The organism is Geodermatophilus obscurus (genome assembly GCF_900143215.1).
GTDB classification, from domain to species: Bacteria; Actinomycetota; Actinomycetes; order Mycobacteriales; family Geodermatophilaceae; genus Geodermatophilus; species Geodermatophilus obscurus_A.
On the sequence record NZ_FRDM01000001.1, the window covers coordinates 231,183 to 257,561 of the forward strand.

Consider the following 26,379-nt stretch of genomic DNA (forward strand, 5'->3'; position numbering starts at 1 on the left):
TCGCCGAGGACCGGCACGCCTGACCACCGGGCCGGTGCCCGCGCGGAAGGCGAGCCTGCCGCAGCCGGAACGACCCCGCCGGCTCCGATCAGGCGGCGCGGTGACCGCCGGTCATCGCCGCTGCCGCGCGGAAGGTCTGTCGGTAGGCCCGCGGAGAGACGCCTCGGCGGCGGGCGAACTGCTCGCGCAGGCCCGCCGCGGTGCCGAAGCCGACCAGCTGGGCGACCTCCTCGACCGGGGTGTCGCTGTTCTCCAGCAGCTCCTCGGCGGCGGCCAGCCGCTGGTGGAGCAGCCAGGCGTGCGGTGTCGTCCCGGTGGTGGCCTTGAAGTGGCGGGCGAAGCTGCGCGGGCTCATCAACGCCCGGCGCGCCATGACGTCGACGCTGATGTCCTCGGCCAGGTGCGCCGAGGCCCACTCGAGCACGGCTCGGAGCAGGTCGTTCTCGCAGGCGGGCACGGGGGCGTCGATGAACTGCGCCTGCCCGCCGTCGCGGTGCGGCGGAACGACCATCTCGCGGGCGAGCGCGTTGGCTGCGGCCGTGCCCCACTCGCGGCGGACGACGTGCAGCAGGGTGTCCACGCCTGCGGCGGTGCCGGCTCCGGTGATGACCTGGCCGTTGTCGACGTAGAGCACCCGCGGGTCGACGCGTACCGCCGGGTGGCGGGCGGCCAGCTCGCCGGCGTACTTCCAGTGCGTGGTGGCCCGCTGCCCGTCCAGCAACCCGGTCGCGGCGACCAGGAAGGCGCCGGTGCACTGGCTGACGATGAGCGCGCCGCGCGTGTGCGCGGCGCGGAGGGCGCGGAGCAGCTGCGGGGTGGGCGCGCGGTCGTACAGCTCCCAGGCGGTCACGAGGACGATGTCGGACTGCGCCAGGCGGTCGAGGCCGTGCTCCACGGTGATCGGGATGCCGATGTCGGTGCGGACGACGCCGGGCCGCTCGGTGACCAGGCCGAAGTCGAACCGCGGGAACCCCATGTCGCGACGGTCGTGACCGAAGACCTCGACGGCCACGCCCAGCCCGAACGAGCCCACCAGCCCGTCGCCGACCAGGGTGCTGACCACGAGGGGACGCTCCCCGCCCCTCATGAGGGACAGCGCAGCAGGCCGGGCCCGTCGTACGTCCTGCCTGCTCCTCGTGCATGTGCCCCTCCGTGGCCACGTCTCCGTCATGCGCCCGGCCCCAGGTCCGTCCGGGCGTGCACCTGCACCCCGTGTCCGCCGGAGCCGCGCAGAGCGAGTGCCCGACCACCTCGTGCGACCCGTGGACCCGGGGACCGTGGCCGTCACGACGCCGGCCCCGCACATGCCAGGCTCTCGGCCGATCGGTCGCGCGGAACCGGGAGGTGACCGACCGACTCGCCGGCCGGCCGCTCTGCGCCCGGGACCGGTGGCGCAGCGGCCACCGTTCTCGCTCCGCGCATCACGGTGAGGAGGCGGTGGACCAGCCGCCGGGCTGCGCGGGGTCGCCGGTGCAGCACCGATGCCACCAGTCGCTCGCGTTGGGCCTCGCGGAGCAGATCCAGCCGCCGGGCCCGGGCCAGTTCCTCGACCATCCACGAGCTCATCGTGTGCTCCCCATGTCGTACGGACAGCGGGGCACGGGCGGTCGGCAGGCTAGGTGGCGCGGTCCTCCGGAGGCGCCGACGCCGGTGCGCGGCGAGCCCGGTGCTGCCGCCGTCGTGCCCGCACCCGCCATGCTGGGCTCGCCTCCGCCGGGCCAACAGTGGCAGACCTGCCCCGTCCCGAAGCGTTACTGCCAAGACCCCGTGAGTGGGCCGGACCGACGGCGGCGGCCACGAGGTGATGGTGACTCGGCTCGAGGTGACCACCGCTGGTCGGCCCGCGGGCACCAGCGGCCGGCCGGCGAGCCTCACCGGCCCACCGGCCCACCGGCCCACCGGCCCACCGGCGCTGCGGCAGCGATGGCGGGCGAGCGTGCCATGGCAGCCCGAGCGGATCGACCGGTGTCCTCGGGTCAACGCACCTCGAGCCCCGCGGTCACGAGGGCTGCCTCCAGGGGGAGCCTCTCGCCGTCCCGTTCAGCGCTGGGAGAGCCGGTCAGCCGCTCCCACAGGGTCCGGCGGCGCCTCGATCAGGACGGACGATCGGCCTGGCCGGTGCCGAACCGCTCGCTGTAGGCCGCGGCACCCCTCACCGAGTCGACCGCGAAGGTCACGTGACCGACGGGAACGCCGTCCCCCACGGCGGACGTGACGGCCGCGGCCAGGGGTAGGGGAAGGCCGCCACACAGCTCGATCAGCTCGACCCCCTCCTCGACGAGAGCTCGTGCCACGTCGGCGGCCATCGACGCCTCCGGAACGGGTACCAGCAGGGTCCGCTGACCGCTACGGTCGATGACCACGCGGTCGACGACCGGGTCGGTGTCGGGATGCTCGTATACGTACGCCCAGCTGACGACCACGGTTGGCTGCCTCCCTCGTCGCAGTCCTCGTCGTCGAGCCGGCATCCACGCTGACGCAAGCGCCGACAGGAGCCCCGCTGCCCGCACCGACGGCCCGGGCGGCGGCGCTGCTGTCAGGGGAGCCTGCGGTGGTGCCGGCGTCGAACCCCTGCTGGTCATGGTCGACCTCGCTCCGGACCGGCCGACAGCGGCGGACCCGCCACTTCCCGCGGCGTTCCTGCCAAGGCCGCGTCGATGGACCGACAGGGCAGGCTCGCGAGCCCGGCGTCGGAGACCATGTGCGCGAGGGAACACCGCCTTCGGGACACGTCGACGCCGGCGGGCCCTGCCCCAGCCCGACGCAGCTCCAGCTGGTGCCGCGTCAGGGAACCATCGCCCTGTTGGCAATTTCGGCCCGGGGATGACCTTGCGGAGTCCGGGTCGGCGGCGCGCTTACGCCGGGCGCGTCGCCCGCAGCTGCAGCGCCGTGGTGGCGAGTCGGCCGGGAGGCTCCCACCGCCAGCTCCGCGCGTCGGCGAAGCCGGCCTTCGCGACGGCGGCGATGAGGGCGTCGGCTCCGCCGGGCTGCCACCGCTCGTGCACGGAGACCAGCAGCCGGCCGCCGGGGCGCAGCACGCGGCGCAGCTCGGCGAGGCCGGCGGCGAGGTCGGGCCAGAGTTGGATGTTGTTGACGCTGAGCACCACGTCGACCGAGGCGTCGGGCTGCCCGGTGGCCGCGGCGGTGCCGTCCTCGACGCGCATGACGCCCCGGGCGACGAGGCCGGCGCACCGCCGCCGCGCGGCGCGCCGCATGAGCTCCGACGGGTCCACGCCGATCACCCGAGTGGCGCGCGCGCCGGCGTGCTCGAGGCCTACGCCCGGCCCGTGGCCGACCACCAGCACGACGTCGGCCGGGGTGAGGCCGGCGGCGTCGACGAGATGCCGCTCCGTGGCCGCGTTGCCCTGAGCCATCAGGCGGCCGCCGAGCCGGCCCAGCGGCCCGTGCGGGCGCCCGAAAGCCGCCTCCAACAACCGAGCATCCAGCGCTGCCCGCACCGGACCAGCACAGCACCTCCGCGCGGGGCGCGCATCGGGGCGAACCCGGAGAGGGCAGGGCAGAGGTCCCGACAGGGCAAAGGCTGGCAGCCGCGGCACTAGTGGTAGCTGCTGCCGCCGGTGTCGCCGTTCGGCATCGATCGAAGGGGCGCTCCGCCAACGGAGTGGACGCTCCCAGAGAGGACCGCCATGACCAGTGGGAAGAGCCAGCGGACGCGGAAGTCCTCGGACTCCGGCGGCGCGCGGCTCGGGGGCCACCTGCACCGCCCCGCCGGTGCCGACGGTGTTCCAGCGCATCGGGTGCCGCGGGAGCAGCTGCGCCGATACCCGGGAACCCACCCCGACCTCTACCGCGCTCCCGTGCTTCACCACGTGGTAGCCGACCAGGTCGCATTCCTACGCCAGCGCCTGGCCGCGGACCAGCCGCGGCGCGGCGCCGCGTCGACGGCCACCGGGCATGACTGCCCATGAACGCGGACCCCACCGGCCGAACCGGGCTCCACATCGGCGTCCGACGGCCGCGGCCGGATGGAGCGGCTGCCGTCCTCGCCCGAGGTCACGCGGATCCTGCGGGCGCCCAACCCGGCCGTGATGGCCACGGTCGGACGCGATGGTTCGCCGGTGACCGTGGCGAGCTGGTACCTGTGGGACGGCGGCCCGGTGCTGCTCGACCTCGACGCCGGGCGGGCCGCCTGCGTCATCTGCGCGCAGACCCACGGGTCTCACTGACCGTGCTCGACGGAGCCGACTGGCACCGGCACGTCAGCCTCCGGGGTGCGGTCACCCTGCAGGACGACCCTGCGCTGGCGTGGATCGACCGGATCGCCCGGCACTACACCGGCCATCCGTACCCCGACCGCGACCGCCCGAGGGTCAACGCCTGGCTGGCCATCGACCGGGTGCACGGCTGGGGCTTCTCGCAGCTCCGGTCGAGAGACCGGGATCCCGCCCCAGAGGCCGGTGCTGGTGCGGGTGGTGGCCGCGGGGTTCCCTAGCTCTGCCACCACCCGAGCCGCGGGCAACGAGGGCGTGGACCGGCCTGATCCGACGACCTCAGCAGCGATGCGAAGTCGCCGACCGGTCCGAGGTGCCGCAACTTGTCGGGGTTGACGATCCCGCTGATGCTCCTGATCTGGCCGTCGGCGATGTCGATCGCGCACACGCCGATCAGCCGCTGCTGTGCGTCGAGGAAGAGCGCTCCCGGGCCGCCGTTGAGCTCGACCGGGCGCAACGACACGCCTGGGAGGCGCACGACCCGCCGGACCCAGTTGACGACCGTGCGCGCGACGCGGTGGCGTCCGCGCAGTGAGCGCGCGAGCGCCGGGACCTTGCCGCCGCCGTCGCCGGTCAGTGCCACGTCGTGCGCGAGCAGTGCCTCGAGCCCCGCGAGGTCGCCGTGCTCGGCGGCCGCGAAGAACCGGGTCGCCAGCTCGTCGCGCTGCTCGCGCGTCGTCCGGAAGCGCGGCCGGCGCTGCTGGACGTGGCGTCTGGCGCGGGTGGCGAGCTGGCGGACGTTGTCCTCGCTCTTGCCGACGATCCCTGCGATCTCGGGATACCCGTAGTCGAACACGTCGTGGAGCAGCAGCACGGCGCGCTGCTCGGGCGAAAGGCTCTCCAGCAGCACCAGCATCGCCAGCGACAGCGAGTCGGCGGTCTCGGCGTGCCGGGCCGGATCGTCGCGGCCGTCGGTGATGATCGGCTCCGGCAGCCACTCGCCGACGTAGCGCTCGCGGCGGGCGCGGGCGGAGCGCAGCTCGTTGATCGCCAGCCGGGTGGTCACGGTGGCCACGAACGCGCGCGGCGATGCGATCTGCTCGCCCGCATCGAGCGCCTGGTGCACCCGCAGCAGCGCTTCCTGCACCACGTCCTCGGCGTCGGACACGCTGCCGAGCATCCGGTAGGCGAGCGCGAACGCGCCCGGCCGCAGCTCGTCGAGCAGCCGCTCGCGGGCGGTCATGCCGCGGCGAGCCCGTGCCGCCAGCTCGGGTGCGCCGGGTGCCACCCCAGCTCGCGCTTGGCCTTGGCGTTGGAGGCGCCGCGGAGCTCGGTCATCATCACCACGCCGGCCTCACCGGCGAACAGCCGCCCGATCAACCGTGGCACGCGCATCGGCTTCCGGGCACCGAGTTCCTGCGCCAGGGCCGGCAACCACTCGGCGACCGGAGCGGGGTCGTCGTCGACGACGTTGTAGATCCCGCGGCTGCCGTGCTCGACCGCCGCCACCGTCGCCTCCGCGGCGTCGGCGACGTGGATGAACGACCACACGCCGCCGCCGTCGCCGACCAGCGGGAACCTGCGCTGGCGGATCAGCTCGGGCTGCTGCCCGCCCGGCGCCATCGACGTGCCCGGCCCGTAGAAGGCGCCGTAGCGCAGCACGATCCCCTCCGTCCACCGTGCGCCGAGGACCGCCTGCTCGAGATGACGGATCGCTGCCAGGGTCTCGCGCATCTCCCGCGCGGGCGCGGGGTCGAGTGGGTCCTCCTCGGTCTTGATCGGCGCACCGGTGCGCGCGTACGCGCCATAGCCCGCGATCGACTGCGCCACGAACCGCCGCACGCCCACCGCCTGCCCGGCGGAGAGCAGATGGTCCGTGCCCTCGATCCGCAGGCGGTTGGTCAGCGCGAAGTCGCGATCGAAGTGGCGCATGTCCAACGCTCCGATCGCGGTCAGCTGATGGACGATCACGTCCGGCCGCGCCCGGCCCACGGCCTCCGCGACCTGATCGGGATCGAGCGCGTCCGCGACCACCGGCACGGCCCCCAACTCGCGCAGCATCGCCAGCTTGGACTCGCGACGCGTCATGCCATGGACCTCATGACCCGCCCCGACCAGCCGTGGCACCAGCTGCCTTCCGATCGCTCCCGTCGCCCCTGCGACGAACACCCTCATGATCAACTCCTTGGTCGAGGACCACCGACACCCGATAGGACAAGACGGCAGCCCCTGCTGTGACACCTCTGCAGTAGCGGCTCGAGCGCCGCGCCGGCGGCTGGGAGGGAGGCGTCGCCTGCCGGCAGGGCAGACGTGTCACCGTCAGGTGGGACCCGTCGTGCGCGTGATGCCGCTGGAGACGGAGCCTGCCCCGGTCCGCCGCCTGCTCGCGCACCGGCGGGATCCGTCGCGCCCGCGGCGCCGGGACACCACCGCACCGCACGTGGGCAGAGGTGGGATTCATGCGTGCGCTCCGCTGGTGGCCGGTACCGCGGCGCCCCAGCGGGTCAGCGTCGCCTCCAGCCCGTCCGGGGTGCGGCCGGCCCAGGCGATGTAGCCGTCGGGGCGGACCAGCACCGCAGTGGCGGCGCGATCCACGTCGAGCGTGGTGACACCGGGCGGGGCGGGTACGACACCCGGTGGGGCGGCGAGCACGAACCGGCCCCGGCGCAGCGCCTCGTACAGCCGCGTGCCGTCGTTCGCGGTGATGTCGGGAGCCCGCGTGCCGACGAGCCGGTGCGCGCCCCGGGGACGGGGGTAGGCGATCCCCACCCCGCTCAACTGCAGCCGGATCCGATCGCCGATCGGCGGCAGGGCGAGCGCGGTGCGGGCGACCCGGTTGCGGATCGCGCGGGTCACCGGTGAGCGGAGCATCGCGGCGCGGATCAGCCCGCCGCTCATCCGCAGCACCATGCGTCCGACCGGCCGGCGCTCGTCGTGGTAGCTGGCGAGCAGCTCGTCACCGGCCCGCCCGTGCACGACAGCGGCGAGCTTCCACCCCAGGTTGGCCGCGTCCTGCAGCCCGGTGTTCATGCCCTGCCCGCCGGCGGGGGAGTGCACGTGGGCGGCGTCGCCGGCGAGGAAGGCCCGTCCGACACGGTACTGGCGCACCTGTCGCTCATCGCTGTGGAAACGGGACAGCCACCGCGGGTCGTGCATGCCCCAGTCGGTGCCGAAGACCCGGCGGGCGACGTCGGCGATCTCCTCGAGGGTCACGGGTGCGTCGTCGGGCAGCTCGCGGTCGGGGTCGCGGGCGATGACCCGGTACCAGCCGTCGCCGTAGGGGACGGCGAAGCAGAACCCGCGGGCGTTGCCGTCGACGGTGAGCAGGTCGGGGGGTGGGTCGGTCATCCGTACGTCGGCGAGCATCAGGGAGCGCACCACCGACTCACCGGGGAAGTCCAGGTCCAGCTCCCGGCGCACGGTGCTGTGGTGCCCGTCGGTGCCGACCAGCCATCTCGCCTGCCGAACCTGCGTCGCGCCGTCGGGGTCGCGGTAGGTCACCTCGACCCGGTCGGCGTTCTGCCGCACCCGCTGTACGTGCGCGCCGCGCAGCACGGCCGCGCCCGCGTCGAGCGCGCGTTCCAGGAGCACCTGCTCCACCTCGTACTGCGGGGTGACCAGCAGGTAGGGGAAGCGGCTGGGCACCGAGGAGAGGTCCACCGAGACCGACCCGAACAGCCGCAGCCCAGCCACCGCGTTCCCGGCAGCGACGACCGGGTCGGCGAGGCCGCGGGCGTCGAGCTGTTCCAGGGTCCGCGCATGGACGGCGAAGGCGCGGGTCAGGTTCGACTCGGTGGTGCGCCGCTCGAGCACGGTGACCCGGACGCCCGCGGCGGCGAGGTCGCCGGCGAGCAGCAGCCCGGTCGGTCCGGCACCGACCACGATCACGTCGGTCATCGTCGTGCCTCCACCGCATCGAGCACGGAACGGGTGCCGGGGTCGGTGACGCCGGCGTCCTGCCAGGCTTGGCGGAGTTCCGCGCTGCCCATGTGCTGCCGGGCGCGGGCGAGGTCGTCGAAGTCGAAGAGGACGACGACCTCGTGCGGGTCCTCCCGGTTGCGGAACACGGCCGTGGAGCGGCAGCTCGCCGCGGCCCGGGCGGGCCCGAGGCGGTCGAAGACCTCCTTCCAGCGGCGGAACTCGCTGATGCGCTGGTGCACCAGGACGTGTGGCACGGTCAACTCCTCCCGATCGGCGGAAGCGTGCGCAGGGGTGGGCTCCCGGGGCGCCACGGCACGCGGATGACGCAGGGCAGCGTGCGAGCCCGCCGACATCGCAGGCCCGAGATCCGGCCGAGCCCGACGACGCAGACGTCGGTCCGGCGGTCATCCATCGCTGAGCTCCCCTCTCGGCTGCGTGGGGGCGTCCAGGTCGATGCCGGTCAGGCCGGCGCGCAGCCGGTCCTCGACGGCGAGCAGCCGGTGGCGGACCGGCACGGGCAGCCGCGGCAGCAGGCGGGTCAGCCAGGCGTTGCGGGCCACAGCCAGGCGGGACCGGGGAACGCTGGTCCTCAGCACGGCGGGCCCGACCCGACGGCTGGCGGCGACGTAGTCGCGCATCGCGTCCTCGTAGGCGGCGAACCCCCGGTGGTGGTCGCCGTCGGCTGCGGCGAGCCGGTCGGCGAGGACGTAGGCGCCGACGGCGGCGACGGTGGTGCCGCCGCCGACCGCCGGAGCGGGGCAGTAGCCGGCGTCGCCGACGAGGGTCACCCGGCCGCGGGTCCAGGTGTCCATCCGGATCTGGGTGATCGCGTCGGAGTAGAAGTCGTCGGCGGCGTCGAGCTCACCGAGCAGCCGGGGGACCTCCCAGCCCACGCCGGCGAACACGTTCCGCAGCAGCGCTTTCTGCCCGGCGACGTCGCCGTGGTGCGCGGCCGGGCCGTCGTGCCGGAACAGGAACACCGCCCGCGCCGCGCCGGTACCACGCACCGGGTACAGGACCACGACGCGGTCCGGGGCACTGAACGTGACCATCCGGCCGTCGAGCCCGCGGTCGTCCGGGACGGTGAACACGGCGAGGTGACCGCCGAGGTGGTGGGCGAAGCGCTCCTCGGGGCCGAACACCAGCCGCCGCACGCCCGAGTGCAGCCCGTCGGCACCGATGACGAGGTCGAACCGCCGCGAGGGGCCGTGCTCGAAGCCCACCTGGACGTCATCGCCGTCCTCCTCGAGGGTCCGGACGGCGTCGCCGAAGACGTAAGCGACGTCGTCGCGGGTCGCCTCGTACAGGATCCGGGCGAGTTCCCCGCGCACGATCTCGACGTGGCCGCCGTCGGCGAAGCCGGCCGCGAGCGTGGCCACCGGGATCTCCACCGGCCGACGCCCGGGTCGTTCCAGCACGACGACGTCGTTGCGGGTCCGCGCCTCCTGCACCGCGGGCAGCAGCCCCATCCGTTCCACCACCTGCACGGCGGGGCCGAAGAGGTCGACCGCGTGGCCGCCGGTCCCGTGCCGCAGCCGCGGGGTCCGCTCGACGACGGTAGGGGCGAACCCGTGGTGGTGCAGCCAGTACGCCAGCACCGGGCCGGCGATCCCCGCGCCCGAGAGGAGGACGTTCACCGGGACCTCCAGGTGCCAACTGCTGTTGGCGAACAACCGTAGACCCGAGGCGCGCTCGTTGACAACGCCTGTTGGCAGCGGAGTCCCCCTGGCGTTCATCCCCTGCTCCCCGCCTGCCCCGGAGTCGGTCCTGCGCGGCCCGGGCACGCTTCGCCGCCGAGGGCGACGACTGCCAGGGGGCGGCCATCGCCGCCGACGTCGGGGGTCGACCCGGCGATGGTGAGGCGGTCGTGCGGCAGCAAGCGGCAGGTGTTCCTGCCGCTGCGGACGTCGACCGGCGGCTCCCCGGCTCGCCGGCGCGCCGCGCGGGGAGGTCGGCCGCATGCTGACCGCGCTCGGCCGTCCCTTTCAGGGTGAGCCGACGAGGTAGCGCTGCAACGTCGGTGCGACCCAGTCGATGAGCTCCGCCCTGCTCAGGTCGACGACGGGGGGCAGGCGCAGGACGTAGCGGGTCAGCGCGACGCCGAGTGCCTGGCTGGAGACGAGCCCGGCACGGACGGGCGCCGAGTCCGGGTCGTCGGTGAGCGCGGCGACCATCGGCGTGAGCTGCTCACGGAAGATCCTCCGCATCCGGTCGGCCGCGTCGTCGTCGGTGGCGGCGGTACGCAGCAGGATCTTCAGCCCGGCGTCGTCCTCCCACCGGTCCAGCAGGTGCGTGCTCAGGATGCGGCCGACCTGGTCCCGTGGAGTCGCGGCGAGGTCCGGGAACCGGAGGTCGAAGTCCACGGCGAGGGCGAACAGTTGTCGCTTGCTCCCGAAGTAGCGCATCACCATCGACGGGTCGATGCCGGCGTCGGCGGCGATCGCCCGCACCGTGGCCCGGTCGTACCCGTCGGCGCCGAAACGGTCACGGGCCGCACGCAGGATCGCCTCGCGGGCGGGAAGGGAGCGGTCGGTGAACGCCATCCGCCGACCTTATGCCAACGGCTGTTGTCAGAATGCGAGGGCCCGCCCTACAGCTGCTGGCCAGCAGCTGTAGGGCGGGATGGGTGACCGGCGCGGACATCGGCGACCCAGCCACCACCTTCGACGCCTGGCTGGCGGAGATCGCCACGGCCGCGGACGGAGCCTGAGGTGGCCCTCGACGTGCACGCACGCCAACTGGCGGTACGGCTGCCGGGGTCGGGGCGGGTGACGTGGCCGCTGGTGGTGCGATGGCTGCACGATGCCGTGGTCGAGGACCTCCTCGACCGTGCCGAGTCGTCGCTCGGTGTCGGCCCGGTCCGGCCGGCCCGCTGGTCCTGCGGAGTAGCGTGGTGGTCTCGCCCGCGCCGTTGGGGCCGAGGAAGCCGTACACCTCGCCCCGTCCGACGCTCAGGCTCACCGAGTCCACGGCCAGCCGCCCTCCGTATCGCTTGGTCAGCCGATCGGTGCGCACGACGGTCTCGTCCATGCCGATCACGCTCCTGCTGGACGCGTCCTGGCGCGTCGGCCACGGGGCGGCTCCTGCGCTCCGCCCGGCGGCGTGCCGCACCGCCCCGCGTCGCCTCCGGGCCCGCGGTGCCGTTCACCGCACGGTCGGCCCGGCGTCGGGGGGAGCTACCCGTCCCGGCCGGCCACGACCAGAGCGCCGCGCTTGGTGACCTGCAGGGGCGTGGGCAGCCCGTCGGCCGCGGCGACGGCGATCTCGGCCCGCACCTGCCGGCCGACCAGGTGGTCGCGGATCGCCGCCGCGTCGGGAAGCGTCACCAGGGGCGCGTCCCACGAGTGCACGGCGACCGAGTCGAAGACCCGGGCGAGCAGCCCGGGCGCGTCCTCGGCGTCGAAGCTCGTCGCCGGCCGGGTCCAGTACGCCGAGAACTCCGGTGAGTCGGTGCGGGCGATCGTCGCCGCCAGCAGGTGCCCGCCGGCGCGGAGCACGCGGTGTGCCTCGTGCAGGGCGGGCATCGGGTCGGGCAGGTGGTAGAGGACGTTGAGGGCGGTGACGGCGTCGACGGCGCGGTCGCGCACCGGCAGCCGGCGGGCGTCGGCCCGCAGCACCGGGGGCGGGTGGTCGAGCAGCAGGATCTCCGACGCGTCCAGGCCGACCAGCCAGGGACCGGGCGCGGGGAGGGCGGCGCGCAGCGCGCCGTCCGCGCACCCCACGTCGAGGACGGTGGCCGCGCCGAGTTCACCGAGCAGCCGCGCGACTCGGCCGTACAGGTCGGCCCGGGTGTGCGCCCAGGTGCTCCGCATCCCCAGCCGGTAGCGCTCCGGATGGGCGTCGTAGTCGCACGGCACGCTGCCCTGTCGAGCCGGCCGGTGCTCCGGTGCCACGGGTTGCTCCTCGCGCTCGTCGGGCCGACGGCGGTTCGGGCACCGGGCAGCGTCGGAGGTGGAGTCCCGCGGGTCCCCCGGGGTGGTCATCCGCCGTAAGGGACGGTGATGACCTCGAGGTTGTGGCCGTCGGGATCGTCCCAGTACAGGCCTCGCCCGCCGTCGTTGGTGTTGATCGCGTTCGGCTGCCGGTGGAAGGGGTCGGCCCAGTAGGTCAGCCCGCGAGCGGTGATCCGTTGGCGGATGGCGTCGAACTCGTCCTCGCCCACCAGGAAGGCGTAGTGCTGCGGTTGCGGCGCCTCCTGCGCATCGACGTAGTCCAGCGACACCCCGTTGGCGACCTGGACGACGACGAAGGGCCCGTAGGGGCTCGGTGGCCCGAGACCGAGGATGTCGACGAGGAACGCTGCCGAGACGCGCTTGTCGCGCGCGTGGACGATGGTGTGGTTCAGCGTGACGCTCATGTGGAGACCGCCTTCCTGCGACGTGCGTGCGGATGAGAGGCACGCCTGCCATCCGCCTTCCCACTGAAGATCAAGGGCCGACGGCGAGGTCGTCGGAGCGGCCGGCTTCGAGGCGCGACCACTGGGCGATGGGCCGTCCGTTGATCCGCGTGACGTGCTCGCCGGGACCGGCTCCCCACTGTTGTGGCCAGCCGGGGGGCGAGTCCTCCCACGGCTCCTGGCGTCCGTACACGGTGAGGTCCATGAGCGCGTAGCTGTAGTCCATGGCCTCTACGCCGCGGCGGGTCGTCCAGTAGGTCTCGAAGACGCGGTCGCCGTCCCGGACGTAGCAGACGAGGTGCATCAGGCCGATGCGGCGTCCGACGAGCAGCTCGTCGAGGGAGGCCTGTGCCGAGTACCACGGGACGTTCCAGCCCATGAACTCGCGGTACCGGCTGCTCTCGTCGTAGGGCCCCTGGCAGAAGACCGCGTAGGTGATGTCGCGCGAGTGGAGGTAGGACAGCTCCGTGACCTGGGTGGTGACCCAGGTGCAGCCCTCGCACTGCTCGGCGGCGGGGTGGCCGGGGTGCCACATGAAGTAGTAGGCGACGAGCTGCCGGCGCCCCTCGAAAGCGTCGAGCAGGGGAACCGGACCGTGGGGCCCGATCAGCTCGGTGGTGGCATCGACCTCGACCATGGGCAGGCGCCGTCGAGCCGCGGCGATCGCGTCGCCCTCCCGGGTGTGCGCCTTCTCCCGCGCTCGCAGCCCGTCCAGTGCCGCCTGGAAGGTGGCCCGGTCGACGGCATCGGGCACCCTCGGTGCGCTCGTGGCCGCTGCCCTGCCGAGGGGCGTTGCTGCATCCGTCATGGGAGCCTCCTCCGATCGCTTTGGCGACCGTGCCCGGCGTTCGGCTGCGCCGGTGCGGACGCGGTGGTGCAGGCGGGTGACGTCGGGGGCCGGCAGGGTCGGGGCGAGTCCAACTCCAGCGTGGTCACCCGGGGAATGGTTCCCTCACCCTGGCTGCCGGCGAGCCGATCGCCGCAGCACTGTCCGATCCCCCGGCGTTCCTCACCTGCGGAGTCACGGGCGCCCACCCTCCGCGTCGGATCGTGCCCCAGGGCTTGAACACCGACAGGGCCATCGCGACGAGCACGACGGTGCCCGACACCAGGGGCGGGAAGACGAGGTCGCCGACCGCGGGAGGTCCGGTGGCTGCCAGCAGGCTCGCGCGAGCAGCCTCGGACACCTCGCCGACCTGGGGGCGCAGCAGCACCAAGACGAGGACGACGAGTGCGACGTTGAGGACGAGTTTGATCGCGACCCACCAGTAGCGCAGCAGTCCGTACGTGGAGCCGCCCCCGAGCAGGATGCCGCTGGCCAGGCACAGCAGCCCGACGACGATCAACGGCCAGACGGCGAACACGCCGAGGGACTGCAGCGCCACGCCCGCCTGCTGGGCGTCGCCGGTCACCAGCGCGGTGCCCACCATGACGCCCAGGACGACGTCGATGCCCAGCCACGCACCGGCTGCGGCGATGTGGGTGAGGAGGGTGACCTTGCGGGCCCGCCGGCCCAGCCGGAACGCCGGCCGCGACACCGGTCTCGTCGCCACGTCCACCATCGCGGACACCTCCCTGCGCTGGCTGCTTCGTCCGTCCCGGTCAGGGTGCTCGGCGCGCGCGGGGGTGTCGTCGGCCGCCGGGCGACATCGGGTCCACGCCCCGCGGCGTAGGCCGGCGCCGGGGTGTCGGTGCCGGGAGGAGAGGCACCGGGATGCCGGCCGGCCGGTCGGCTGGGTGGGCTGGCCGGGCAGGCGGTGTGCAGGCCGGGTCAGCCGGCGAGTCCGGACTGGAAGGCGAAGACCACCAGCTGCGCGCGGTCGCGGGCGCCCAGCTTGACCATCGCCCGGCTGACGTGCGTGCGCGCGGTCGCCGGGCTGACCACGAGCCGCTCGGCGATCTCGGCGTTGGTCAGGCCCTCGGCGGCCAGGGACACCACCTCGCGTTCCCGGTCGGTGAGCTGGCCCAGCCGGGGATGCGGCACGGTGCGCCGGGGCCCCTTCTCGACGAACTCCCGGATCAGTGCCCGGGTGGCGGTCGGGGCGAGCAGGGCGCCGCCGTCGGCGACCGTGGTGATGGCCTGGAGCAGCTGCTCGGGCGGGGTGTCCTTGAGCAGGAAGCCGCTGGCGCCCATCCGCAGCGCGTCGAAGACGTACTCGTCGCGCTCGAACGTGGTCAGGACGACGATCCGGGTGTGGTCCATGCCGTCGGCGCTGGTTATCCGCCGGGTGGCCTCCAGGCCGTCGATGCCGGGCATCCGGATGTCCATGAGGATCACGTCGGGGCGCAGCTCGCGGGCGAGGGTGACCGCCTCGAGGCCGTCGCGGGCCTCTCCGGCGACGGTGAAGCCGTCCTCGCTCTCCAGCAGGGTGCGCAGCCCGAGCCGGACGAGGTCCTGGTCGTCGACCAGCAGCACCGAGGTCACCGGTCACCTCGCGGCAGCCAGGCGCGCACCACGAAGCGGCCGTCCGGCTCGGGACCGGCGCTGAACCGCCCCCGCTGGGCCAGCACCCGTTCCCGCATCCCGGTCAACCCCAGGCCGGGGCTGGGGGACTGCGGCGTGGGCACCCGGTCGACGTGCGGGTTGGCGATCTCCAGGCGGGTGCCGTCGGCCCGGTGGTCGACCACCACCGTCGCCTCCTTCCGGTCCGCGTGCTTGAGCACGTTGGTCATGGCCTCCTGCACGACCCGGTAGGCGGCCAGCTCCGCTGCTGGGGGCAGGGGGAGCGGGGTGCCGTGGACGTCGACGCGCACCCGCAGGCCGGCTGCTCGCATCCGCCGATAGAGCGCCTCGAGGTCGCCGATCCCGGGGCCGGCCGACCCCGCGGGCGCGCCGCGGACCATGCCCAGGGTCGAGCGCAGCTCGTCGAGGGCCTGTGCGCTGGTCCGGCTCACCGTCTCCAGGGCCAGGCGGGCCTGCTCGGGCCGCTTGGGGAGCACGTGCAGGGCGACGTCGGCCTGCATCTTGATCGCCGCCAGGCCGTGCCCGACGACGTCGTGCACCTCCTGGGCGACCCGCAGCCGCTCGTCGGCGATGCCGCGGTCGACCGCCGCGCGTCGTCCGGCGTCGATCGAGGCGACGGTGCTGCCGACGGCGAAGGGCACGGCGACCCAGGCCGACGCGGGGATCAGGGCGAGCGCTCCGGGCAGGGCGGCGTCGTTGGAGAGCAGGTGCAGCAGCAGGACGCCCAGCGCGAGCAGGGCGGCGGGGACCGCGGCGCGCCAGGGGACGTGCCGGGCCACGGTGCAGACGGCGATCGCCATCGGCACCAGCACCGGACCGTAGGGATAGCCGATCGACAGGTAGGCGGTCGTGCCGACGGTGGTCGCGGCCAGCACCGGCAGCGGAGCGCGGCGGCGCCATCCCAGGGCGCCCGCGCACGCGGCGACGAGCAGGTAGCCGCCGGCGTCCAGGGGCCGGTCGGCGGGCATGTCGCGGCCCGCTGCCCACGTCCAGGCCAGCACCAGGACGCCGACGCCGGCGGCGAACCCCAGATCGTGCGAGCGGGGAGATCCCACCGGCTCATGATCGTCGCGCAGCGCCGGTCGGGCATCGGTCGGTGCGCGGCTCGTCCGGTACGTCGACGGACGTAGCGCCACCGTTCGCGAGGAGGCGCCCGACGTCCCTGCCGCAGCTGCACGATGAGGACTCACCTGCGGGGCCACCCTTCGGAGCGGCCGACGATCAGCTGCTCGACCGGTGTGCACTGGCGCACAGGCAACTCAGCGGCCCGGCTCCGTGGCTCCACCCCTGCCGAGTCCTGGCCGGTCGTGCGGCGATCGCGGTTGCCTCGCCGGCCACATCCACGTGGTCATGCGGGAGATCGTTCCTCGCCCCGGCTGCCGTCCGAGCAGAAGGCCTGCTCTTGTCCGCTTTCCTGGGGTTCACGACGAGTGGTCGGCGGCCCTGACCGGCGGTCTGACGCTGCGCGAGCGGGTCGTCAACGGCCAGCTCGGTCCGGTGGCCGAATTCGACGGCGCCGTCGTGACAGTGCTGGCGTTCGACGTCGCGGGGGACCGCGTCAGCCGCACCTGGGCGGTGCGGAACCCCGAAAAGCTGTGAACCTCGGCGACGGGCTGACCGGGTCCCCGCACAGCGTCGACCCCGGTCGGGCGACCGACGCCGTCGACCCGAGGCGACCGCTCCCGTCGTCCCGGTGCGGGGTCGTCTCGGGACAGCAGCCGGACGCGTGCGGCTGCCGGCGTTCCTAGCGTCGGGCGCATGCCCAGCAAGTCCCCTCGTCGACTCTGCTCGGCCCCTGCCGGCTCCGGTCCGCGGACGGTGGTGAGCGTGGCCGTCGCCGGCCTGGTGGCTCTGGGGGGCGTTGCCTGCAGCACGGCACCACCGGAGGCGGAGGTCGAGGTCACCTTCGAGCGGCCCCTGGCCATCCCGCCGCTGGCGGACTCACGGGTGGAGGCGGACGGCACCCGGGTCTTCCGGCTGACCGCCGACGAAGGTGCCACCGAGTTCCTGGACGGCACCGAGACCGCGACGTGGGGGTTCAACGGCTCCTACCTCGGCCCCACCCTCCGTGCCGAGCGTGGCGAGCGGGTCGCGGTGGAGGTCACCAACGGCCTCGACGAGGGCACCACCGTGCACTGGCACGGCATGCACCTGCCCGCGGCGATGGACGGCGGGCCGCACCAGATGATCGAGCCGGGGGACACCTGGCGCCCGCACTGGACGATCGACCAGCCCGCCGCGACGCTCTGGTACCACCCCCATCCGCACGGGGAGACCGAGGAGCACGTCTACCGCGGCCTGGCCGGCATGTTCCTCCTCGACGACGGCACGGCTGCCGCCGCCGGACTGCCGCACGACTACGGCGTCGACGACATCCCGGTCATCGTCCAGGACAAGCGGTTCGCCGAGGACGGCCGGCTCACCCTGGACGACAGCGGCAACGAGATCGGCACCCTCGGCGGCACGGTCATGGCCAACGGGACCCTCGGTGCTGTCCACGAGGTGATCACCGAGCGGATCCGCCTGCGCCTGCTCAACGGCTCCACCGCGCGGACCTATAGCTTCGGCTTCGACGACGGCCGCAGCTTCCAGCTCGTCGGCACCGACGGCGGCCTGCTCCCCACCCCGGTCGAGACCGACCACGTCCGCCTCTCGCCCGGCGAGCGCGCCGAGATCATCGTCGCGATGGAGGAGGGCACCGAGGTGATGCTGCGCTCCACCCCACCCGACCTCGGTGCGGTGGTGGCGCCGGCGGCCTTCGGCGGCGATGACGCGTTCGACGTCCTGCTGCTGCGGGCGGCCGACGACCTGACCGCCTCACCCCAGGTCGCGGCCACGCTGACCGACCCGCCGCCACCCGACGAGTCCGACCCGTCCGACGTCACACGCAGCTTCGTGCTCGAGGGCCGCAGCATCAACGGCAAGACCATGGACATGGACCGGATCGACGAAGTAGTCACGGTCGACACCGCCGAGGTGTGGGAGGTGCGCAGCCGCAACCCCTTCCCCCACAACTTCCACGTCCACGACGTGCAGTTCCGGGTGCTGAGCATCGACGGCGAGGCATCACCACCGGAGCTCGCCGGCCGCAAGGACACCGTGTACCTGGAGCCGCAGCGCACCTACCGGCTGCTGCTCACCTTCGAGGACTACACCGATCCGCGGTACCCGTACATGTTCCACTGCCACCTCCTCCTGCACGAGGACGAGGGGATGATGGGCCAGTTCGTGGTGCTCGAGCCGGGGCAGGAGCCGGAGCAGTCCCCCAGCGGCTCCTCCGGGCACGACCACGGCGACTGACCGCCCTCCGCTCCGACACCCGAGATCCCGGAATCCGTCCATGCACGAGGCCAGCACCGCTGGTCGACGTGGACCCGTCCGCGCAGAAGGCATCCTCCGCGGGCACGTCGTCGTGCCGAGCCTGCTCACCGGCACCGCCGTCGGCGTCATCACGGGCGCCGTCGCACTCCTGCTCCTGCGCGTGGTGCGCCCGCGGTCGGAGAGGCGCGGACGGCCGAGGCCGGGTGCATGAGGATCGAGTGGGAGAGCGGCTCCGGGGACGGGGCTGGCCCGCTCGGCGCACCCGGTCACCCACCAGCGGCCGGCCTCGTCCGCACACCCTCTCGCGCGTCACCCGGGTCTGCTGCGACGCGACGGTTGTGTCCGATCACCAGGCCGGTCGTCAGGACGAGTTGCGCGAGCAGTACCCCGCCACCGTAAAGCCAGCCATCCTCACGAGTGCTGCTCAGCCGATCCACGGCGGCCAACCCCGAGGCAATGCCCGCAAGCCCGAGCAGGTGTGCCCACGAGGGGACGGACACGCTCGGCCGCCCGGTGAAGCGCACCTGGCGACGACCGGACCGACGGATCATCACGAGCAAGGGGGCGGCGAGCATGGGGACGGCGGCAACCAACGCCACCCACCACGGCCACGTGTTCGCCACGGGGTAGCTCTACCCCCACGGGCGACGAACTTCCGCTGGACTGCCCCGATAGGGCTGCACCCGGTCGGTATGCAGCCGGACGTCGGGCTCTCGGACCGACGCGCAGCACGATCGACGGTCACGAGCGAGAGCCAGCACGAGCGTACTGATCGATCCCAGGGCTGCGCGCCGCCGGTCGGCGGGCCATGAACCAGTTGGGCACGCCGAGCACGTCGGCCCGCGCCACGACCTCAAAACCGAAGCGCCGGTAGAGCCGGACGTTCTCGGCCTTGTCCGTCTCGAGGTAACCGGACTCACCGTCGCGGTCCAGGCCTCCGACGTACTCGGCGAGCAGCCGGCTGCCGACACCCTGGCCCCGCACGAGCGGGTCGACGGCGACCGGGCCGAGGTGGGAGTGCGGCGTCCCGGGGTCTCGGCCGCTCCATGCCGCGAGCCACCGCAGGAGCCGAGGGGCTCGGGGACCCGCCCGGACGAGGGTGGGTGGCAACCGCAGCCACTGGCCGCGGTCCGGTCGGCAGTGCCGCGATGACGTGTAGGCGGCGATGCCGACCAGCCGGTCCCCCTGCCACGCGCCCAGGAGGTGACGGGTGGAGGGGGTGAGCAGCACGCCGAACGCCCGGTTCATGACCTCGACGCGGCGCGACAGGTCCGGGCCGAGGGCGGCGACGTGCATGGGGTTGTCCTGCATCGCCCTCGCCGCCAGCAGGGCAGCCGTGGCTCGCTGTGCCGGCGGAACCGGAGCGATCACCACGTCTCGTCCGAGCACCGGAGTGCTGCGTCGCGTCGTCGCGCTGTCCCTGCGCGTCATCTCCGGCTCCTCCTCCGCAGGGCGGCGGCGAGCAGCCCGGCGAGGGCGCCCAGCACCACGGATCGTGCGATCTCCAGCACCGCGCCGAGAACCAGGAGACGGCCGTCGACGTCGGGCAGCGTCCGGAGGGTCACCGGGAGGGCCACGAGGACGACGCCGAACACGGCGCCGGCCAGGGTGAGCGTGAGCACCGGCCGCGGCACCCGCCCGACCGCCACCACGCCGATCCAGGTCGCGATCACGACGCCGAACAGCAGCACGACCGTGGGTGCCGGCCGGAGCGCCTCCCGGAGGCCGGTGAGTTCGGCCAACGGGAACAGCAGCGCGAGCGAGCCGAGCCCCAAGGCCACCGGCCAGCTCACCTCCGACCCGGGGCGGCCCGGTGGTCCGGCGGGGGAGCCCGGGATCGCCATGCCGGGGGACGCTAGGCAGCACGCCGGGCGGGCACATCAGCCGCGGTGCGTCATCGGAGGTCGCCGTGGAGCGACCTCTCGTGTCGTCGCGGCGGGGATGGCCGGTCGGGAACGGGATTCCTACGCTGACCGGCGTGCTCGACATCAGGGAGCCGGCCCCGGGAGCCGGCGTCGCCGGGGTGGACCGGCGCCTGACCGATGCGCTGCTCGCGACGACGCAGACCCTGATGGTCGCGCTGCTCATCGCCGCCGCTCGACCGGGGTTCGGCCCGGAGACTGCCTGGGCCTTCCTGTTCGCCGTCGGCTTCGGCGGGCTCCTCCTGGCCGGCCGGCGTGCCCCGCGCCTGGTGCTGGCGCTGACCGTCCTGGGCATCTTCGCGTACTACATCCTCGACCTCCCCGGGATCGGCATCGCCCTGCCCGCGGTCGCGGTGCTGTACCGCGCGGCCGAGGTCGGCGTCCTCGGCTGGGCGGTCGTGGCCGGCAGCGCGCTGGTGGCGGTCGGCGCGGTGGCCCAGGTGGCGCAGGGCTTCCAGCCCACCACGTACCTCATCGGCCACGACCTGCTGACCAACCTGGCGCTGGTCGCCGCGTCGATCGCCCTGGGCGTGAGCGTGCGTGCCCGCCGGGAGACGCGCTCCTCCCAGGAACGGCTGCGGGCGATGACCACCGCCGAGCAGGCCCGTGAGGCCGAGCGGCGGCTGCAGGCGGAGCGGGTGCGCATCGCCCAGGACCTGCACGACTCGGTCGGCCACGCGATGTCCGTCATCGCACTGCACGGCAACGTCGCCGCCGAGGCCGTCGGACGCGACGACGACGCCGCCCGGCGCGCGATCGAGCAGATCGGTGCGGCCACCTCGGCGCAGCTGCGGGAGCTGCGCGCCACGGTCAAGCTCCTGCGGTCCCCGGCCGCCGACGTCGAGCGGGGCGCGGTGTGCCTCTCGGGACTCGACCGCCTGGCCGACGCGGCCCGGGAGGCGGGCCTCCCGGTCGGCATCGACGTCGCCGTGGACGACGACTGCCTCGACGGCGCGATCGAGGCGGCCGCCTACCGGATCGTGCAGGAGTCGCTCACCAACGTGATCCGGCACTCCGGCGCCAGGCACGCTGCGGTCACCGCCGGCATCCGTGACGACCGGCTGGAGCTGGTGATCACCGATGACGGCCCGGGCGGCTCCGCAGCAGGGCCGTCGTCGCCAGGCGGTGGCCAGGGGCTGCTCGGCATGCGCGAGCGGGCCGCCGTGCTCGGTGGGCAGCTCCAGGCCGGCCGCGGGAAGGCGGGCGGGTTCGTGGTCCACGCGGTGCTTCCGACGAGGCTGGCGTCGTGATCCGGATCGTGCTCGTGGACGACCAGGAGCCGGTGCGCACGGGGCTGCGGGCCCCGGCCGAGCGCGACGGCGACATCCCCGTCGCGGGCGAGGCGGGCACCGTTCACGATCAGGGGTCGAGTCCCGATGTCGTGCGTCCCCCCCACACGGCCCGCCCTTCCAGGCCGGCTGCAGGTTCAGTCGACGGGCGCGCCGAACCACCTGGGCAGCCGGCCGAGCAGTTCCGTCCAATCTTCGCCGACCCACGCCACGTGGCCGTCAGGCCGCAGCAGTGCCGCGGGCACATCCACCTCCGCGCTGACATCGACGACGTGGTCGACCCGATCAGCCCAGCCCACCACCGAGAGCCGGCCGGTCTGGTCGAGCAGCAGCCCGCGGCCTTCGTGCATCAACGACGTCGATGAGGTCCGATCGGACCTGGTTCCGCAGGAAGACGACGTCGGTGAGCTCCGGTCGGGTGGAGGGGTGCGGCCGTGCGGGATCCGGCGCAGCCATGGCGTCCTCCCGGTGTGAGCGATTCAGCGGAGGTGTGATGCGGCGTCGTCCCCACCGGGGCCCGCGACGCCTGCCAGAGCGGCGTGGGCATACGCGTCCGCATCGGCACGGGTGATCGGCCGTCGGAGCAGCACCCGCTGGTGGAACAGCGGCCCGGTGGCCGATACGAGCAGTTGCTGGGCGTCGGTGCCCGCGCGGATGTCGCCTCGTTCGATCGCCCGCCGTACGACGACCTCGCTCCGCCGGTACCGGTCGGCCCAGAACCGGCTGAGCGCCTCCGCCGCTTCGGGTGTACGGAAGGACGCGGCGATCACGGCTGTGGTCAGCGACGGTTCCACCATCAGGGCCTCGTAGAGCTCCCGATTGATGGCGGTCAGGTCGCCTGCCAGTGAGCCGGTGTCCGGTGGGCGCCAGTCGTCCTCGGTGCCCAGGTGGAGCAGATCCACCAGCAGCATGGCCACGCTGCCCCAGCGGCGGTAGATGGTCGTCCGGTGCACGCCCGACCGGTCGGCGACGTCCTCGATGCTCAAGGCGTCGTAGCCCTGCTCGGTCAGCAGTGCATCCAGTGCGGCCAGGACATCGGCACGGATCCTGGCGGTGCGCCCCCCAGGTCGTCGGCTCGGCACGTCGTCGGACACTGGTGCAATCTAACGCTACAGCAGTAGCATTAGCCATCTTTGCGGTCCGGAGGCGCTGATGTTCGTGACCGAGTACGACGTGGGTCCAGGGGCCTACGGGGTGGCCGTCGACCCGGACGGCGCCGTGTGGACGACCCTGGTGGAGCGCGGCGAACTGGTGCGACTCGATCCCGATGGAGCGCGTAGCCGAGTTCGTCTCGACGGCGGGCAGGGCCGACCGATGGTGCCGGTGGTCGGGCCGGATCGGGCCGTGTGGTTCAGCCGCGGCGACGGTTCCATCGGGCGGGTCGACCCGTCCGGATCCGTGTCCTCGGTACCCGTACCCACTCCGGACGGGTCACCGTACGGACTCTGCGCCGGTCCGGATGGCGCTCTCTGGTACACGCTGCTGTCCGCGGACCGGATCGGCCGGTTGGCCCTCGACGGGACGGTCGACGAGTTCTCCCTCGCCGCAGGGAGCATGCCGTCCCTGATCACAGCGGGGAGCGACGGCGCGCTGTGGTTCACCCTCCACCGGGCCGACGCGATCGGTCGGATGACGACCGACGGCGATGTCAGCACCTTCCGGCTGCCGACGGTCGGCGCCGGTCCGGTCGGGATCCATGCCGGCCGGGACGAGGTCTGGTTCGCCGAGATAGGCGCCGGTCAGGTCGGGCGCATCGATGCCGATGGGAGGATCCACGAGTTCCCGCTGCCGGATCGCGGCAGTAGGCCGCACGCCGTCGCCACCGACGATGGCGGCTGCTGGGTGACCCTGTGGGGCAGCAGTTCCACGGTGCGGCTCGACGCCCGGGGTCAGGTCGTCGACGAAGTGGTCTTCCGTCCCGGAGCTGAACCGCACGGTGTGGCCGTCGCGGTCGACGGGTCGGTCTGGGTCGCGCTGGAGGCGGGCTCACTGGCACGGCTCACCCGCCAGCGGATCGCTGTCCCTGCGCCGGCAACGGACCTTCGTGTCCGGTCCGGGTGACGGCCTCAGGACCGATGGACGACGAGCAATGCGCTCCTGGCCTCGGGAACGACGTCGACGGGCTCCGTGCAGGCCATGACCACCCCGGCCGCGGCGTCAGGATGTTCGTCGATCGACGTCCTGTCGGTGCAGGCCAGGCGCAGCTCGCCACTCGGATCCCCGGTGCACGCGCCGATCCTCGAGCCGCGGTCAGGGAGGTACGGCGGGGCGACGAGGCCAGTTCGGTGACTCACCCGCCGAGGATCCGTGAACCCCCGAGGAGGCGACCATGAGGGCTTGGGTGCTACGCGCCAAGACGCTGTGGGGTTGCCTGGCCTGCGTCGCGCTGCTGTGCCTGACCGGCGCGCCGCCGACGTGGGCGGCGACGGATGAGATCGACCCCGCCGCGATCGATCGGGTGGCCGCCGAGTCCTTCGCCGCCACGCGGCTTCCGGGCATGGCGCTGGCGGTCACCCACGGCGAGGACTTTCTGCTGGTCAAGGGCTACGGCTCGGCGGGGGGCGGCCGGCCGGTGACCGCATCCACCCAGTTCCGGCTCGCGTCCTTGAGCAAGTCCTTCACCGCCCTGGCGGTGCTGCAGCTCGTCGACGCGGGCCGGGTGGACCTGGACGCCCCGATCCGGCGCTACCTGCCGACGTTCACGGTCGCCGACGCGGGGGCCGCCGACCGGATCACCGTCCGGGACCTGCTCAACCAGACCAGTGGCCTGGCCGACGCCGGCTTCGATCCCAACGACGGCCGGTCGACGACGATCAGCAGCCGGCTGGCGGCTCTGCGCACCGCCCGGCCCGTCGCCGGTCCCGGCTCGGAGTTCCACTACTTCGACCCCAACTACCAGGTGCTCGCCGCCCTGGTGCAGACGATCGCCGGAACGCCGTTCGCCGACCACCTCGACCGGCAGGTGTTCGAACCCCTCGGCATGAGCAGCACCCTGACCGCGCCCACCACGCAGGCCGCGACCGCGCTCGCCCCGCGGCTCGCCCAAGGGCACGTGCTGGTGTTCGGCCAGCCGGTGGCCCGCGACGAACTCGACGGTTTCGCCGCCGGTTCCACCGGCATCGTCTCCACCGCCGAGGACATGGCTCGCTGGCTGATCGCGCAGGCCAACGGCGGGCAGGTCGGCAGCCGCCGCGTGCTCAGCGAGGAAGGCGTGCAGATGATGCACACCCCGCCGTCCGGCATCGACACGACCTACGCCATGGGCTGGACGGTGCCGGGACCGGGCAACGGGCCGGTCCGGCTGGAGCACACAGGTGTCCTGTCCACCTCCTTCGCCGAACAGGTACTGCTGCCCGAGGAGGGCTACGGCATCGCGGTGCTCTTCGACGGCAACTACGCGCTGGCCGACACCGTCGGGGTGGCCGACCGGATCGCCGCACTGCTCGCCGGCGGCCCACCCGCGGGCTCCTTCCCCCGCACCCTTGTCGTGGCGGTAGCGCTCGCCGTCCTCACCGTCGTCACCCTGGCGCTGCGCGGCCGGGCTGTTCTGCGCCGACGTGCCTGGGCGAACCGCCACCTGCGCGCGCCGTGGTGGCGACTGGCGCCTGGTCTGCTCTGGCTGCTGCTACCCACAGCGCTGCTCGTCGGGCTGCCCGCGCTGGTGCTCCGGACCATCGGGCGCGCCTTCACCCATGAGCAGCTCGCCCTGTCCATGCCCGACGTCATCATCTGGCTGGGTGTCGGCGCGGTGACCGGGATGGGACTGGCAGCCGCCCGGGTGATCACGCTGATACGCCTCCGCCGTCCCCAGCCCCGGTACGTGGAACCCTGATGTCTGCGGAACCCTGATGCATCCGGAGAAGCCGAGCGAGAGCCACTGAGTGTGTCCAGGACCGGTACCAGCAGCATTCGGTGACCGTCACGGCCGGGGGTGAGGCGTCGACGTCAATCCCATCTGGATCGCCGTGCCGCGGATCCGGCGACCGCGGTCGCTGCTCGAGGGCGTCACCGGTGTGCGGGCACCCGCTCGGCCAGGAACTCCTCCCAGGTCCGCTGGCCGACGGCTCGCTCCGGCGCCAGGTTCGCCCCGGCCCGGAACGCGCGAGCCGCATCTCCAGGGGTCCGGACCGGCATGGTCAGCCGGTGCCGACCCCGTGCCCGGAGGTAACTGCGGATCAGCTCGTCCATCCCGTACACACGCGGCCCGCCGAGGTCGGGCACCAGCCCGGCCGGCCGGTCGAGGGCCAGCTCGACCAGCCGGGCCGCCACCTCACCGGCGTCGACCGGCTGGAACCGGAAGCCGGTCGGAACGGGGATCACCGGCATCTTCGCCATCCCCTGCACCGTGGCCAGGGTCAACTCGTGGAACTGGGTGGCTCGCAGGGTGGTCCACGGCAGTCCTGACTCGGCGATGATCCGCTCGGCGGCCAGCTTGGCGGCGAAGTAGCCGAACATGGTCCGGTCCATCCGGCCGGTCACCGGGATGCGGTCGGCGCCCACCACGGAGATGAACACGAGGTGCCGGACGCCGGACGCGGCAGCCGCGTCGACCAGCCGACGGGCCTTGACGTCGTCGCCCTTGGCGGTGCCGGCCAGGTGCACGATCGTGTCCACGCCCTGCACGGCGGCGTCGACACCCTCGCCGCTGACCAGGTCGCCGGTCACGAACTCGACACCCTCCGCCGGCTCGTGACTGCCTCGGCTGAGCACACGCACCGCGCCGGCGGCCTCCGCCAGCAGCGGGGTGACCAGGCGTCCCAGCGTGCCCGTGCCGCCGGTCACCAGGATCGGGGTTCCCATGGTCTTCTCCCATCTCGTCGGTCCGGAAGTGCCCTTCCGGTCACATCCGCGGGGTCCCGCGGGTCTACGCCTGTGACACGGCGCGACGAGGGGA

Annotated in this window: 28 protein-coding genes; 7 read left to right on the plus strand and 21 right to left on the minus strand. The window is 73.6% G+C overall.

The window, feature by feature from the left end; translation table 11 throughout:
* Nucleotides 1–88: 88 nt before the first annotated feature.
* From BUB17_RS01215 to BUB17_RS01230, 3 genes are all read right to left on the minus strand, one after another.
* A complete protein-coding gene (locus BUB17_RS01215; RefSeq protein ID WP_244276811.1) occupies nucleotides 89–1,063 on the minus strand; it encodes a helix-turn-helix domain-containing protein in 975 nt (324 codons plus the stop codon).
* Nucleotides 1,064–2,093: 1,030 nt separating this feature from the next.
* On the minus strand, nucleotides 2,094–2,423 hold the full coding sequence (locus BUB17_RS01225) for a DUF6506 family protein (protein ID WP_072911875.1): 330 nt from the start codon (nucleotides 2,421–2,423) through the stop codon (nucleotides 2,094–2,096).
* A gap of 432 nt (nucleotides 2,424–2,855) precedes the next feature.
* Nucleotides 2,856–3,431 carry a class I SAM-dependent methyltransferase gene (locus BUB17_RS01230; protein WP_208983278.1) on the minus strand — a complete coding sequence of 192 codons (576 nt, stop codon included), beginning with the start codon at nucleotides 3,429–3,431 and terminating at the stop codon, nucleotides 2,856–2,858.
* A gap of 555 nt (nucleotides 3,432–3,986) precedes the next feature.
* Here BUB17_RS01230 and BUB17_RS27305 point away from each other — a divergent pair.
* Nucleotides 3,987–4,187, plus strand: a complete 201-nt coding sequence (locus BUB17_RS27305; RefSeq protein WP_208983279.1) for a pyridoxamine 5'-phosphate oxidase family protein — start codon at nucleotides 3,987–3,989, stop codon at nucleotides 4,185–4,187.
* A 2-nt stretch (nucleotides 4,188–4,189) separates the two neighbouring features.
* Complete coding sequence (locus tag BUB17_RS27310; protein ID WP_208983280.1) at nucleotides 4,190–4,453, plus strand: pyridoxamine 5'-phosphate oxidase family protein; 264 nt, start codon at nucleotides 4,190–4,192, stop codon at nucleotides 4,451–4,453.
* Here the strand turns inward: BUB17_RS27310 and BUB17_RS01245 are convergent.
* From BUB17_RS01245 to BUB17_RS01305, 12 genes are all read right to left on the minus strand, one after another.
* Entirely contained in the window at nucleotides 4,450–5,460 is a 1,011-nt protein-coding gene (locus tag BUB17_RS01245; protein WP_244276813.1) for an RNA polymerase sigma-70 factor, read from the minus strand. The genes BUB17_RS27310 and BUB17_RS01245 overlap by 4 nt on opposite strands.
* Entirely contained in the window at nucleotides 5,412–6,347 is a 936-nt protein-coding gene (locus BUB17_RS01250; protein WP_072911880.1) for an NAD-dependent epimerase/dehydratase family protein, read from the minus strand. Before BUB17_RS01250 ends, BUB17_RS01245 begins: the two co-directional genes overlap by 49 nt.
* A gap of 282 nt (nucleotides 6,348–6,629) precedes the next feature.
* Nucleotides 6,630–8,069 carry an FAD-dependent monooxygenase gene (locus BUB17_RS01255; protein ID WP_072911883.1) on the minus strand — a complete coding sequence of 480 codons (1,440 nt, stop codon included), beginning with the start codon at nucleotides 8,067–8,069 and terminating at the stop codon, nucleotides 6,630–6,632.
* Nucleotides 8,066–8,347: an antibiotic biosynthesis monooxygenase gene (locus tag BUB17_RS01260; RefSeq protein ID WP_072911885.1), complete on the minus strand. Its 282-nt coding sequence runs from the start codon at nucleotides 8,345–8,347 to the stop codon at nucleotides 8,066–8,068. Before BUB17_RS01260 ends, BUB17_RS01255 begins: the two co-directional genes overlap by 4 nt.
* A 150-nt stretch (nucleotides 8,348–8,497) precedes the next feature.
* A complete protein-coding gene (locus BUB17_RS01265) occupies nucleotides 8,498–9,730 on the minus strand; it encodes an FAD-dependent monooxygenase (protein ID WP_072911888.1) in 1,233 nt (410 codons plus the stop codon).
* Between the two features lie 348 nt (nucleotides 9,731–10,078).
* Nucleotides 10,079–10,636, minus strand: coding sequence for a TetR/AcrR family transcriptional regulator (locus BUB17_RS01270; protein WP_072911890.1), 558 nt, complete (start codon nucleotides 10,634–10,636; stop codon nucleotides 10,079–10,081).
* Between the two features lie 633 nt (nucleotides 10,637–11,269).
* On the minus strand, nucleotides 11,270–11,986 hold the full coding sequence (locus BUB17_RS01280; RefSeq protein WP_175561235.1) for a class I SAM-dependent methyltransferase: 717 nt from the start codon (nucleotides 11,984–11,986) through the stop codon (nucleotides 11,270–11,272).
* An 86-nt stretch (nucleotides 11,987–12,072) separates the two neighbouring features.
* Nucleotides 12,073–12,450: a VOC family protein gene (locus BUB17_RS01285; protein WP_072911898.1), complete on the minus strand. Its 378-nt coding sequence runs from the start codon at nucleotides 12,448–12,450 to the stop codon at nucleotides 12,073–12,075.
* 70 nt (nucleotides 12,451–12,520) lie between these two features.
* The gene (locus tag BUB17_RS01290; RefSeq protein ID WP_072911901.1) at nucleotides 12,521–13,297 is read right to left on the minus strand and encodes a DUF899 family protein; all 777 of its coding nucleotides are present in this window, start codon (nucleotides 13,295–13,297) and stop codon (nucleotides 12,521–12,523) included.
* A 124-nt stretch (nucleotides 13,298–13,421) separates the two neighbouring features.
* Nucleotides 13,422–14,051: a hypothetical protein gene (locus tag BUB17_RS01295; RefSeq protein ID WP_175561236.1), complete on the minus strand. Its 630-nt coding sequence runs from the start codon at nucleotides 14,049–14,051 to the stop codon at nucleotides 13,422–13,424.
* Nucleotides 14,052–14,260: 209 nt separating this feature from the next.
* Nucleotides 14,261–14,914: a response regulator transcription factor gene (locus tag BUB17_RS01300; protein ID WP_072911905.1), complete on the minus strand. Its 654-nt coding sequence runs from the start codon at nucleotides 14,912–14,914 to the stop codon at nucleotides 14,261–14,263.
* Nucleotides 14,911–16,008 carry a sensor histidine kinase gene (locus BUB17_RS01305; protein WP_072911907.1) on the minus strand — a complete coding sequence of 366 codons (1,098 nt, stop codon included), beginning with the start codon at nucleotides 16,006–16,008 and terminating at the stop codon, nucleotides 14,911–14,913. The genes BUB17_RS01300 and BUB17_RS01305 overlap by 4 nt, the downstream gene beginning before the upstream one ends.
* A 295-nt stretch (nucleotides 16,009–16,303) precedes the next feature.
* Here BUB17_RS01305 and BUB17_RS26485 point away from each other — a divergent pair, with 295 nt between their 5' ends.
* Together BUB17_RS26485 and BUB17_RS01315 are read left to right on the plus strand one after the other, a co-directional pair.
* Nucleotides 16,304–16,552 carry a hypothetical protein gene (locus BUB17_RS26485; RefSeq protein WP_175561237.1) on the plus strand — a complete coding sequence of 83 codons (249 nt, stop codon included), beginning with the start codon at nucleotides 16,304–16,306 and terminating at the stop codon, nucleotides 16,550–16,552.
* Nucleotides 16,553–16,711: 159 nt separating this feature from the next.
* On the plus strand, nucleotides 16,712–18,253 hold the full coding sequence (locus BUB17_RS01315; RefSeq protein ID WP_141242850.1) for a multicopper oxidase family protein: 1,542 nt from the start codon (nucleotides 16,712–16,714) through the stop codon (nucleotides 18,251–18,253).
* Between the two features lie 287 nt (nucleotides 18,254–18,540).
* On the opposite strand, the gene BUB17_RS01320 is transcribed toward BUB17_RS01315, so the two are convergent.
* The 3 genes from BUB17_RS01320 to BUB17_RS26495 all read right to left on the minus strand — a co-directional run bounded on the left by BUB17_RS01320 (nucleotide 18,541) and on the right by BUB17_RS26495 (nucleotide 20,118).
* Complete coding sequence (locus BUB17_RS01320) at nucleotides 18,541–18,897, minus strand: hypothetical protein (protein WP_141242851.1); 357 nt, start codon at nucleotides 18,895–18,897, stop codon at nucleotides 18,541–18,543.
* Nucleotides 18,898–19,015: 118 nt separating this feature from the next.
* Nucleotides 19,016–19,705 carry a GNAT family N-acetyltransferase gene (locus BUB17_RS26490; protein ID WP_175561238.1) on the minus strand — a complete coding sequence of 230 codons (690 nt, stop codon included), beginning with the start codon at nucleotides 19,703–19,705 and terminating at the stop codon, nucleotides 19,016–19,018.
* A complete protein-coding gene (locus BUB17_RS26495) occupies nucleotides 19,702–20,118 on the minus strand; it encodes a hypothetical protein (RefSeq protein ID WP_175561239.1) in 417 nt (138 codons plus the stop codon). Before BUB17_RS26495 ends, BUB17_RS26490 begins: the two co-directional genes overlap by 4 nt.
* 134 nt (nucleotides 20,119–20,252) lie before the next feature.
* Here BUB17_RS26495 and BUB17_RS01335 point away from each other — a divergent pair, with 134 nt between their 5' ends.
* Nucleotides 20,253–21,446, plus strand: coding sequence for a sensor histidine kinase (locus BUB17_RS01335; RefSeq protein ID WP_208983281.1), 1,194 nt, complete (start codon nucleotides 20,253–20,255; stop codon nucleotides 21,444–21,446).
* 176 nt (nucleotides 21,447–21,622) lie between these two features.
* Here BUB17_RS01335 and BUB17_RS28375 read toward each other — a convergent pair whose 3' ends face one another.
* Complete coding sequence (locus tag BUB17_RS28375) at nucleotides 21,623–21,964, minus strand: aromatic-ring hydroxylase C-terminal domain-containing protein (protein ID WP_348537032.1); 342 nt, start codon at nucleotides 21,962–21,964, stop codon at nucleotides 21,623–21,625.
* A complete protein-coding gene (locus tag BUB17_RS01345; RefSeq protein WP_072911921.1) occupies nucleotides 21,965–22,579 on the minus strand; it encodes a TetR/AcrR family transcriptional regulator in 615 nt (204 codons plus the stop codon). It lies immediately after the preceding gene.
* Nucleotides 22,580–22,637: 58 nt separating this feature from the next.
* On the opposite strand from BUB17_RS01345, the gene BUB17_RS28465 reads away from it, so the two are divergent.
* Both BUB17_RS28465 and BUB17_RS01360 read left to right on the plus strand, forming a co-directional pair.
* Complete coding sequence (locus tag BUB17_RS28465) at nucleotides 22,638–23,546, plus strand: Vgb family protein (RefSeq protein WP_072911924.1); 909 nt, start codon at nucleotides 22,638–22,640, stop codon at nucleotides 23,544–23,546.
* Between the two features lie 268 nt (nucleotides 23,547–23,814).
* Entirely contained in the window at nucleotides 23,815–25,317 is a 1,503-nt protein-coding gene (locus BUB17_RS01360) for a serine hydrolase domain-containing protein (RefSeq protein WP_072911929.1), read from the plus strand.
* Between the two features lie 173 nt (nucleotides 25,318–25,490).
* Here BUB17_RS01360 and BUB17_RS01365 read toward each other — a convergent pair whose 3' ends face one another.
* Entirely contained in the window at nucleotides 25,491–26,285 is a 795-nt protein-coding gene (locus BUB17_RS01365; RefSeq protein ID WP_072911931.1) for an SDR family oxidoreductase, read from the minus strand.
* Nucleotides 26,286–26,379: the final 94 nt, after the last annotated feature.